The following is an 8882-nucleotide window of genomic DNA, read 5'->3' as shown; positions in this document are numbered from 1 at the left end:
TAACAAATCTTCCATCACCAGACAATCCAGCAACAAGTTACCTCGCTGCCCTTTCCGTCCTCTCACTATTGAAAAATATTGACAATCCCTTGGTGATAGGGGCATGATGCCTCCTGATATCAGCCAGGAGATCAGAAGAATTAAAACTGAACTTAATGCGAAGATCCTTGCCCATAACTACCAGATAGCAGATATTCAGGCTGTTGCTGACGTTGTAGGAGACAGTCTGGAACTAGCTCTGGCAGCAAAGAGTTCAGATGCAGACATACTGATTGTCTGCGGTGTCAGGTTTATGGCTGAAACGGCCAAAATTCTCAATCCTGATAAAAGAGTATTTATCCCGGTTCAGGATGCCGGATGCCCTCTTGCAGATTTTCTGACACCTGAACTCATCGTCGAGTACAGGCAAAAGTATCCTGACGCTGCCGTTGTAGTATATGTCAACAGTTCGGCTGCCTGTAAGGCAACTGCAGATATTGTCTGCACTTCAGGAAACGCTGTCGCAATTGTCAAATCATTACCCAATTTAAGGATATTATTCGGCCCTGATGCAAACCTCGCCGGCTATGTTCAGGAACAAGTTCCTGAAAAGAAGATCATCATTATGCCCACAGATGGACACTGCTATGTTCACCAGCAGTTCAGTCTGGAAGATATCAATAATGCTCGTAAAATCGGCGGGATCATCCTTGCGCATCCTGAATGTCCTGAAGTTGTCAGACACAAGGCAGATATTGTTGCATCAACTGGAAAAATGATCAAAATTATCAGAGATAGTAACGAGCAGGTGTGGCATATTTTTACTGAAGAAGCAATTGTTGTCCGGCTCAGGTCACTCTTTCCTGATAAAAAAATATTCGCAGTCAAAGATGCAGTCTGCAAGGATATGAGAAAAACATCCATAGAGGATCTCATCCGGTGTATCAAAAACCTCCAGAACGAGATAACACTTGAAAAAGACTCATTTGAATCTGCACGGAGATCACTTGACCGGATGCTGGAAGCATCAGTATCATGAAATATCCGGATATTCCTTTGAGACAACTCCTCAGTTTCATTGAAGAAGATGCACCATTCGGTGATATCACCTCTGAGTATGTTCTTGATAAACAGACCTGTCAGGCAGATATCATCGCAAAAGAGGATCTGATCCTGGCAGGTCTATCAGAGATATCCCATATCTTCGAGCATTTTAGAGTGGAGATATCTTCCAGATACAAAGATGGAGACAGGATTGATTCAGGTACGATTGTTCTCTCTCTTCAGGGTGATGCCCATACAATCCTCCTGGTCGAGCGAACAGCCCTGAATCTGATAGGAAGAATGAGTGGAATTGCATCAGAGGCCAGACGAATTCAGGACCGCGTAAATTCCATCAACCCTGATTGCCGGATAGCTGCGACACGTAAAACCGCACCAGGACTCCGTCTACTGGATAAGAAAGCAGCCATGATTGGAGGAGCAGATCCTCACCGGTTCTCACTCTCTGATGCAGTACTTATCAAAGATACACACCGGACCCTGATTACAATCGGAGAAGCTGTCAGACGTGCCAGGAATGCCAGTGCCTACCATCTCATCGAAGTTGAAGCTGAATCTGTTGAAGAAGCCATGCAGGCCGCACGAGCAGGTGCAGATATTATTCTGCTTGACAACATGACACCAGGCCAGATCACTGGTATTATGGACCTTCTCATCACCAGTGGACTGCGAGAAAAGGTCCTGATTGAGCTATCTGGTGGGATTAGTCCGGACACCATCGAAGAATATGCAGCAGTCGGGGCTGATCGGATAAGCCTCGGGATGCTCACTCACACAGTCAGGAACGCAGATTTTTCCCTTGAGATACGGCAACAATCGTAATATCTCCTGAATCCTTTACAAGGATCTCCCGCTTTCCTTTCCATATCTGCACAATCCCATAAACTTGGATGAAGTCTCCTTTAGAGACGTTAGTCATACCTGCAGCAGAAGATGAAATAAAGACCGATACATCCCCCATATCAAGAATCAGATTCCCGCTTGTAGCAGTAGCGGTGACTTTCTGAACAATTCCCTGATGTGATACAAGGACCCCTTCCGGGGACTGGGAGGTATAATTTTGGGCAAATGGACCTTTTCCTACCCCTTCACCAATCCACGTAAAGACAGCACAGGATAGGAACACCAAACAGAGAATCAGCAGAGCAGTTTGTTCCTGCCGTTCAATCATTACCGAGTGGTTGTAGCCCGTACGTCATAGGATTGTCGGTACGTAAAGCCGGGGAAGTTTATACAGTATCATTACAGATGCTTGTACATGCACAATATCCGATATCGGAGAGTTCTAATAACCGGACTCTGCTTTTTTCTTATTCTGATGACCCTGGCAACCGCATCAGAGCAACCAAAAGAGGTGAGCAAGGAGGTTACCAATCCTGATGTTAATGCTACTCAACCAAGTGACCCGGGCCTTGCATGGACAAAAATACCAATGACAGATGCGGTAACAGGAGAGCAATTTTCCATTGATCAACTCGCAAAGACGGGAAAACCCGTCCTCATCCATACCTTTGCAGTCTGGTGTCCTGCCTGCTCAATGCAACTCGGAGAGAGCGAAAATATGCTGACAACATCCCCGGATGCATTCACGATTGTGGGCATTGACATTGATCCCAATGAGAATCAGAACATGGTAAAGCAGCATATCGAGAAAGAGAAGTATGCCGGTCACTTTGCAGCAGCACCTAAAGAATTAACACGGGGCATGGTAGGAACATTCGGAACTAGCTTCGCACTAGAACTCCCGCAGACGGTTATTGTCTGCAGCAAGACTGTGAACCATATGGGGTCAGGACTGTTCAGAGCACAGACATTGAAGAGTGCCCTTTCACAGGTTTGTGCATAACCATGGATTTCACCCCTGAAACCTGGATCCTTTCATTTCTTGCAGGCCTGTACACCCCTCTCGGAGCTATGTGTGTCCTCCCTCTTTATCCCGGATACCTGGCCTTTCTGGCAGGGAGAACAGCCCAGGGAAAGAGGATATCAACACTTCTGCTCGGCCTGGCTGTCACAGCAGGAGTTATTGGTGCGATGCTTGCATTCGGAGTGGTGTTTGTATCCGTTCTACAGGCGTCTACCAGCCTTGTAATAGGATATCTCGGCCCGGTTGTATACCTAATCCTGGCCATTATGAGCATTGGCATGATCTTTGGTGTTGACATCGGCAGAATATTTCCCACAGTTCAGACACCGGAGGCAAAGACACCCTGGATAACAGCCTGTCTGTTTGGTGCATTCTTCGGGCTGGTTGCACTTCCTTGCAACCCGGCATCAATCATCATGCTTTTTGCCCTTTCCACAACGACCGCTGATTTTATTGCGAATTTTATCAACTTTGTCATATTCGGGATAGGTATGGCAACACCGCTTCTGGTTCTATCGGCTTTTTCAATGGATGCAAACCGGAAGGCGGTCGCATTCCTTACAAAATATCATCTTATCATCAACCGGGTGGCAGGAGTTCTGATGCTTGTCGTAGCCTTATATTACCTTATTTTTGTATTCCTCAGTGAATACATCTGATTTTTTACTGGCGGTGTCGCCACAAGTACAGGATTGCAAGCATACAAACGATCATTCCGGCAAGCCCTATCTTTGCGAGATCGGGCCCGGTCTCACGGGATAATGGCTGTTTTTTATACGCATTCCAGTCCTGTTCAAAAACAGAGGCAAAGTATCCGGCAATATTGCGATCCTCAATAATCAGACCTGCCTCCCTATTGAAAGAGGGAGAGTTTTCATTCCAGTTGATGCTCGAGATCAATATAGAATCATCAGCAACCATACCCTTTGCATGAAGTTTAAGCAGGCCCGTACCTGAAAGGTCTAGAAGTCTTGCTTCAATTGGAATATGTTCACGGCTGGCGATGGCTGTGATTTCAGCTACAATCTCATCATTATCATTCTCTTCTTCGATGTTGTAATAATACGAATCAAGGAGAATTTTGACATCAACACCCCTCCGGGCGGCATCTATCGCAGATTCAAGATAGGGGTTTCTCTTTCCGTGTGACCAGTGTTTGATATACGCTTCTTCGATAAACAACCGGGATCTGGTCCCATTTATAAGAGACACAGTAAGATCACTGGTGTCAGGAGCAAGGACGGGAGTTACTAAAGATGCATTGAAATGGAGGGGTGCAAACACAGGTTTGTATGCCTCTGCAGAATATTGGGGAATTTCCGATCTGTTTCCCTGAACATCTGTGACGCCGGGTCCGTTTAGATCTGAGTAAAACACTTTTGAAAAGTAGGAGCAGAGCTCAGGAGATGAGACCAGAACACCCCACCCCCGGTTTCCGGCAAAGCCTGCCTTCGGAAACGAATGCTCTTTGAAATTTTCGGTTGTGAGAAGGAGATCTTTTCCATCAATGACTAGATATTTTGCATGATCATACCTGTACGGAGCATGATCTTCTCCTGATCCTGCCATAACCCGGACTTTGATCCCTGCTGAACGTAACGTAGCGATGACAGCTTGCTCTTCGGAACTGATTCCACCAACAGGTCCTCCCTCAAGCAGCACTGTCACTTTCACACCACGGGAAACTGCCTGGCAGAGTAAACCAGCAAGCCCGGGGTCTGTAAACTCATACACATTCACCAGGATTTCCTGATGGGCAGATGAAATAGCCTGCTCAAAAACCGCACGTCCGCAATCTGGAGAAACAAACGCTGTACCCGTGACATCTGTAAAGGTTTCTGGCGTAAACCGGCTAGCACCCGAAATAAAAACACGCTCGTCCCATACACCATCCGGACCAAGGACATGTACCTGTCCTTTACGGGGTTTGAATGTTCCCGGCCACGTCAGATTCTGAATGATAGAGCCACGTTCCTTTAGCAGGAGTTCATCTTTCTGGTTTGCCATCTGGAACTTTCCGGTCACCATTGGCTCTGGAACTGACGGACTCATTCCAATCAGTTCATAATCCGGGTATCTGCCATTGACCTTGTGAAACGCTTCGCCATCACGGGCTATGGTTATTGAACCAGATGATATCGCACCAGCAGGAAAGGTAATCCGCCCTTCTCCGTCAGTTACCTCAAGAGAACTGAGAGGTCCGTCTCCACTGATCACCAGGTATTCATCGGCATCACCATCCAGATAGGTATCAGGATATACCTCGGTTATCTGAAATGCAGCAGTTGTGGTTACACAGATAAACACTATCAGAAGCAGCGTGATGAGACGCATAGTGCAGAATATACAGACAGCCATAAATGAATCTGCTGAAATAAACTTCTCACATGGAAAAGCCGCTGGTGATCAAGATTGGAGGCAGTCTGCTGCCCCATGCCAGGCAGATCATCAGGACTATTCTCAAATCAAACAAGGCTATCCTGATACTTCCGGGAGGTGGTATCTTCGCTGATGCAGTACGGGAAACTGGCTCGGATGGAACAGTTGCACATTGGATGGCAATCGCAGGTATGGAACAATATGGATGGTACTTATCAGGATTTGGCGTTGAAACAACAAGATACCCAGAGTTTACAGATAAACCACGCGTGATGCTTCCGTATCAGTACCTCATAGAGAAAGATCCCCTGCCTCATACCTGGGATATCACCTCTGATACCATCAGCGCCTGGCTGGCTGACTACCTGGGAGCAGACCTTCTGATCCTGAAGTCAATAGATCAGGTACGCGCAGATGGAGTCCAGATCGAATCAATAAAAACACAAATTAACACGTCTGACCTTGATCCCCTGTTCATCCCATTTATTTTGTGTCATTCGGTAAATGGCATAATTATCAACGGGACTTTCCTTGAGAGAATTACTCTAGCCATGAAGGGAGAGAAGGTTGTTGGAACCGGTTTTGGCACCATAATTTAAGAGGATCAAGAAAGAATAAGATAAGCACCTTTGGAGACATCCGAATATGAGTCAAGAGAAATGTACCTCATGCAACGGCCCAATGGCAGAGCAGGGATCAACCGAATTCGGTTGCCCAGCCTGTGGTGTCCGTATCAGCCGCTGCTACCGCTGCCGGGAACAGAGTGTCGAGTTCGTCTGCCCGACATGTGGGTTCCGGGGGCCTTAAAGCATGGGTGATGTGGCACTGATCATCAAGGCAATGCCGGAATCTCCTGAAGTAAACCGTGAAGATATCAAGAAAGAGATTCGTGCAAAGCTTCCACGTGTTCAGGACATTCAGGAAGAACCCATCGGGTTCGGACTTGTTGCACTCAAGGTTGTCGTTGTTGTTCCGGATGCAGAAGGACAAACCGATGCAGCAGAGGCCACACTGAATAGCATTCCCGGAATAGAGCGGGCCGAGATCATCGGATCGACGCTTGTCTAACTAAAAGAAACCTTTTTTTCAGATTCACTGCTTTGAATCTGATTGCTGAAGATTCTGGAGAATCTGTTCAGTTAATCCGCGAATCCGTTCAACAGAACGCTGAAATGCATGTACCTCTAGTGGGTCAAGTCTGATTGATACCGGAAATACTCCGTCTTTGTTTATTCGGGCTGGAACACCGATACAGACATCACCAATGTTATGCACTTCACTCTTGACATATGCAGATAACGTTAAAATCCGGTTTTCGTTTCCAAGCAGTGTCTTTATGATCGTAGCAATCGCATCGCCCGGTCCCCAGACAGTAGCACCCTTACTCGCAATGATCTGCTGGCCTGATGAGCGGACCATCCCCATGATATCATCAATAGGTAAGTTACCAAACGAGGGCAGATTGGATATCTGAATGCCGCCGATCGTAGTTGCTGACCAGAGAGGCACCATGCTCTCTCCGTGCTCGCCAATGATGCGGGTATGCACTTCACTGACGTGAACCTGAAAGAACGAAGCAATCAATGACTTCAGGCGCATCGAATCAAGGTGTGTACCAAGACCGAATACCTGGTGAGGCTTTTTCCCGGAATACCGAAGTGCCACTGACGTCATGATATCTACCGGATTGGTAACCATCATGATCATCGACTCCGGTGCGTACTTTTGAACCTGTTTAGAAAGATCTGCTACAATTTTTGCATTCTCATGCGCGAGATCGAGACGATCCTGATCTGGTCTCCGGGCAACCCCTGCCGTAATAATAACCACGTCAGACCCCTTCATATCTGCAAGATCACAGCTCCATCGCACTACACTTGCTGTACCCGTAGCTGCAAATGAGTCTATGAGGTCTCGGGTAATTCCGTCAAGGAGAGACTGCGAACCATCCCGGCCATACAACTGGATCTCCCGTATGTACGGTATCCGAGATATCGAGAGGGCCGCATACTGACCAACCCGTCCGGTAGCACCAATGATCGTGACTTTTGTCATGAGAATCAGCGTATAAAAATAGGGACACGTTCTCGGTCGACAGACCGTTGCAACCCTGGTCTCAAGCCTTCTCCTCCGCCCCGCAACCCCGTGGGCGCCGAACGTTCACGGTAAGTCTGCTCCCTTCCGGGCCTGGACCGATCCCCGCGACAACAGGTCGTTCCTTCCTCCGAAGGTTGGATTTCTGGCCATCGACCTCACAGGACAGGGTTTCTTCGTTGAAAGCATGGAGAATTCGGGCAGTACGTGTAAGCCTTCCTCGAACTTCGCCCCCTGCGTACCGGCGGTTTCAGGTTACAGGTGACGTCGATCCACCCGGGCTAGTCCCCATTATTATGCGAAGACTCAGGGAATAAAAACTTCCCCACCTACATCATTCTCCCAGCCCTGGAAAAATGAATGATTTTGCCTAAACTTCTTCTTGTCAAAAGGATCAAAAACAGTCAAAACATCATGATCATGGATGAAAGGAGAGAGTAACTCCATCCGTCCCTGAAATACCTCTACTTTTTTCTCTGCCCCAAATCCTTCAGCAACAGGGAGGGGTCCGTCAAGGAGTTTTTCGCGAGAGAGATGGGGAAAATCCATGGCAAATTCACATTCATCAAGACCCAGTGATTTTTTGTTCACAAGCAAATTAAACCCGGAAAAGTAAGCTGCCGCATACCAGGGATCGTTAAGGACAATATGGTGAACACCAAGGACTCCGCTAGTAATCCCTAGTGTTCCCACCCCAGAACACGCATCAACAAAGAGAGACGGGTGGACCCTTCGTATGGCAGTTTCTACAGAACGTATCTTTGGATCAACTCCATGAGGAAACTCAATATGGCTCGCTCCCTGTTTCTTGTAAGCCACTACTGGACCATGGCTGGTTGGAAACAGATCCGCTCGGACATCACAGCCACAGAGGAGACGATGTTCAGAACATACATGTGATGCTGTATCAGCACAATCTCCAACTCCGGGAGGATCTTTTCCTTCTTTAAGAATGGCAGATATTTGAGGAACTTCATGATATGCACGATGCGCGGCGTCATCATCAAAAACAGAAGAGATCAGAATGAGGGAACGAGTGGGAAGAAACGGAGGGGAACGTAGAAAAACGCCAGGATCAATCAGGGGAATCCCCACAGCAGAGAGGGCTTCATCTCCTGAGAAAAGCCCGGCATCAACCAGAAGAAAGTAGAGCCTGGCATATACATCATCGATAAAAGCCCTGCCACAATGGCAGGGCGGAGGAGGTGAATCTTCTGGCGGACCTGTTTTGTCTCTGATAGTTCTACTACAATCAGAACATGGAGAAAAAATTTCGTGCCGCCTGCTGACAAGGTCCTGCGCATAGCAGATATGATCCTGACCACAGACGGGACAATGCATTCAGATAGTAACACTACGAGATCATCAAATAAAAAATAACCGGATGATGGGCCTGATGCGATTCGAACGCATGACCGCCCGGTTATGAGCCGGGCGCTCTAACCACTAAGCTACAGGCCCAAAAAGAATAACGCCGCCAACAGGACTCGAACCTGTGACA

The 8882-nt window shown here is 47.5% G+C and carries 11 protein-coding genes, 1 tRNA gene, 1 other RNA gene and 1 pseudogene; 8 read left to right on the top strand and 6 right to left on the bottom strand.

Annotated elements, in window-relative coordinates:
* The 3 genes and pseudogenes from VN429_RS07290 to nadC form a co-directional block, all read left to right on the top strand.
* Positions 1-107: pseudogene (locus tag VN429_RS07290) on the top strand (aspartate dehydrogenase); the annotation flags it as partial.
* Complete coding sequence (nadA, locus tag VN429_RS07285) at positions 104-1018, top strand: quinolinate synthase NadA (RefSeq protein ID WP_325631505.1); 915 nt, start codon at positions 104-106, stop codon at positions 1016-1018. The pseudogene VN429_RS07290 and the gene nadA, both read left to right, overlap by 4 nt.
* Positions 1015-1863, top strand: coding sequence for a carboxylating nicotinate-nucleotide diphosphorylase (gene nadC, locus VN429_RS07280; protein ID WP_325631501.1), 849 nt, complete (start codon positions 1015-1017; stop codon positions 1861-1863). The genes nadA and nadC overlap by 4 nt, the downstream gene beginning before the upstream one ends.
* Here nadC and VN429_RS07275 read toward each other — a convergent pair.
* On the bottom strand, positions 1820-2212 hold the full coding sequence (locus VN429_RS07275; protein WP_325631499.1) for a hypothetical protein: 393 nt from the start codon (positions 2210-2212) through the stop codon (positions 1820-1822). The two genes, nadC and VN429_RS07275, sit on opposite strands and share 44 nt — an antisense overlap.
* An 87-nt stretch (positions 2213-2299) precedes the next feature.
* Between VN429_RS07275 and VN429_RS07270 the strand changes: the two genes are divergently transcribed.
* Both VN429_RS07270 and VN429_RS07265 read left to right on the top strand, forming a co-directional pair.
* Positions 2300-2887, top strand: a complete 588-nt coding sequence (locus VN429_RS07270) for a TlpA family protein disulfide reductase (RefSeq protein WP_325631497.1) — start codon at positions 2300-2302, stop codon at positions 2885-2887.
* Between the two features lie 2 nt (positions 2888-2889).
* On the top strand, positions 2890-3567 hold the full coding sequence (locus VN429_RS07265) for a cytochrome c biogenesis CcdA family protein (protein WP_325631495.1): 678 nt from the start codon (positions 2890-2892) through the stop codon (positions 3565-3567).
* Positions 3568-3571: 4 nt separating this feature from the next.
* Here VN429_RS07265 and VN429_RS07260 read toward each other — a convergent pair whose 3' ends face one another.
* Entirely contained in the window at positions 3572-5266 is a 1695-nt protein-coding gene (locus VN429_RS07260; RefSeq protein WP_325631493.1) for a phospholipase D-like domain-containing protein, read from the bottom strand.
* Positions 5267-5295: 29 nt separating this feature from the next.
* Between VN429_RS07260 and VN429_RS07255 the strand changes: the two genes are divergently transcribed.
* Genes VN429_RS07255 through VN429_RS07245 form a run of 3 tightly spaced genes read left to right on the top strand, consistent with a single transcriptional unit; the run spans position 5296 to position 6355 of the window.
* Complete coding sequence (locus tag VN429_RS07255) at positions 5296-5886, top strand: uridylate kinase (RefSeq protein ID WP_325631490.1); 591 nt, start codon at positions 5296-5298, stop codon at positions 5884-5886.
* A 46-nt stretch (positions 5887-5932) separates the two neighbouring features.
* On the top strand, positions 5933-6094 hold the full coding sequence (locus tag VN429_RS07250; protein WP_109969983.1) for a zinc finger domain-containing protein: 162 nt from the start codon (positions 5933-5935) through the stop codon (positions 6092-6094).
* 3 nt (positions 6095-6097) lie between these two features.
* On the top strand, positions 6098-6355 hold the full coding sequence (locus VN429_RS07245) for an elongation factor 1-beta (protein ID WP_109969984.1): 258 nt from the start codon (positions 6098-6100) through the stop codon (positions 6353-6355).
* Between the two features lie 24 nt (positions 6356-6379).
* Here the strand turns inward: VN429_RS07245 and VN429_RS07240 are convergent, their stop codons facing one another.
* The 4 genes from VN429_RS07240 to VN429_RS07225 form a co-directional block, all read right to left on the bottom strand.
* Positions 6380-7342 carry a malate dehydrogenase gene (locus tag VN429_RS07240; RefSeq protein WP_325631485.1) on the bottom strand — a complete coding sequence of 321 codons (963 nt, stop codon included), beginning with the start codon at positions 7340-7342 and terminating at the stop codon, positions 6380-6382.
* 18 nt (positions 7343-7360) lie between these two features.
* Positions 7361-7673, bottom strand: an RNA gene (ffs, locus tag VN429_RS07235) — signal recognition particle sRNA.
* Between the two features lie 14 nt (positions 7674-7687).
* Positions 7688-8722, bottom strand: coding sequence for a hypothetical protein (locus VN429_RS07230; protein ID WP_325631483.1), 1035 nt, complete (start codon positions 8720-8722; stop codon positions 7688-7690).
* A 47-nt stretch (positions 8723-8769) separates the two neighbouring features.
* A tRNA-Ile gene (locus VN429_RS07225) sits at positions 8770-8842 on the bottom strand.
* Between the last annotated feature and the right edge of the window lie 40 nt (positions 8843-8882).

This window comes from Methanospirillum sp., from assembly GCF_035560735.1.
In the GTDB taxonomy this organism is placed as follows: Archaea; Halobacteriota; Methanomicrobia; order Methanomicrobiales; family Methanospirillaceae; genus Methanospirillum.
This window is presented reverse-complemented; position numbering and strand designations above follow the sequence as displayed.

Coding starts and splice junctions, on each gene's coding strand:
- nadA (WP_325631505.1), top strand. CDS start 104: ATGATGCCTCCTGATATCAGCCAGGAGATCAGAAGAATTAAAACTGAA.
- nadC (WP_325631501.1), top strand. CDS start 1,015: ATGAAATATCCGGATATTCCTTTGAGACAACTCCTCAGTTTCATTGAA.
- VN429_RS07275 (WP_325631499.1), bottom strand. CDS start 2,212: ATGATTGAACGGCAGGAACAAACTGCTCTGCTGATTCTCTGTTTGGTG.
- VN429_RS07270 (WP_325631497.1), top strand. CDS start 2,300: ATGCACAATATCCGATATCGGAGAGTTCTAATAACCGGACTCTGCTTT.
- VN429_RS07265 (WP_325631495.1), top strand. CDS start 2,890: ATGGATTTCACCCCTGAAACCTGGATCCTTTCATTTCTTGCAGGCCTG.
- VN429_RS07260 (WP_325631493.1), bottom strand. CDS start 5,266: ATGGCTGTCTGTATATTCTGCACTATGCGTCTCATCACGCTGCTTCTG.
- VN429_RS07255 (WP_325631490.1), top strand. CDS start 5,296: ATGGAAAAGCCGCTGGTGATCAAGATTGGAGGCAGTCTGCTGCCCCAT.
- VN429_RS07250 (WP_109969983.1), top strand. CDS start 5,933: ATGAGTCAAGAGAAATGTACCTCATGCAACGGCCCAATGGCAGAGCAG.
- VN429_RS07245 (WP_109969984.1), top strand. CDS start 6,098: ATGGGTGATGTGGCACTGATCATCAAGGCAATGCCGGAATCTCCTGAA.
- VN429_RS07240 (WP_325631485.1), bottom strand. CDS start 7,342: ATGACAAAAGTCACGATCATTGGTGCTACCGGACGGGTTGGTCAGTAT.
- VN429_RS07230 (WP_325631483.1), bottom strand. CDS start 8,722: ATGCATTGTCCCGTCTGTGGTCAGGATCATATCTGCTATGCGCAGGAC.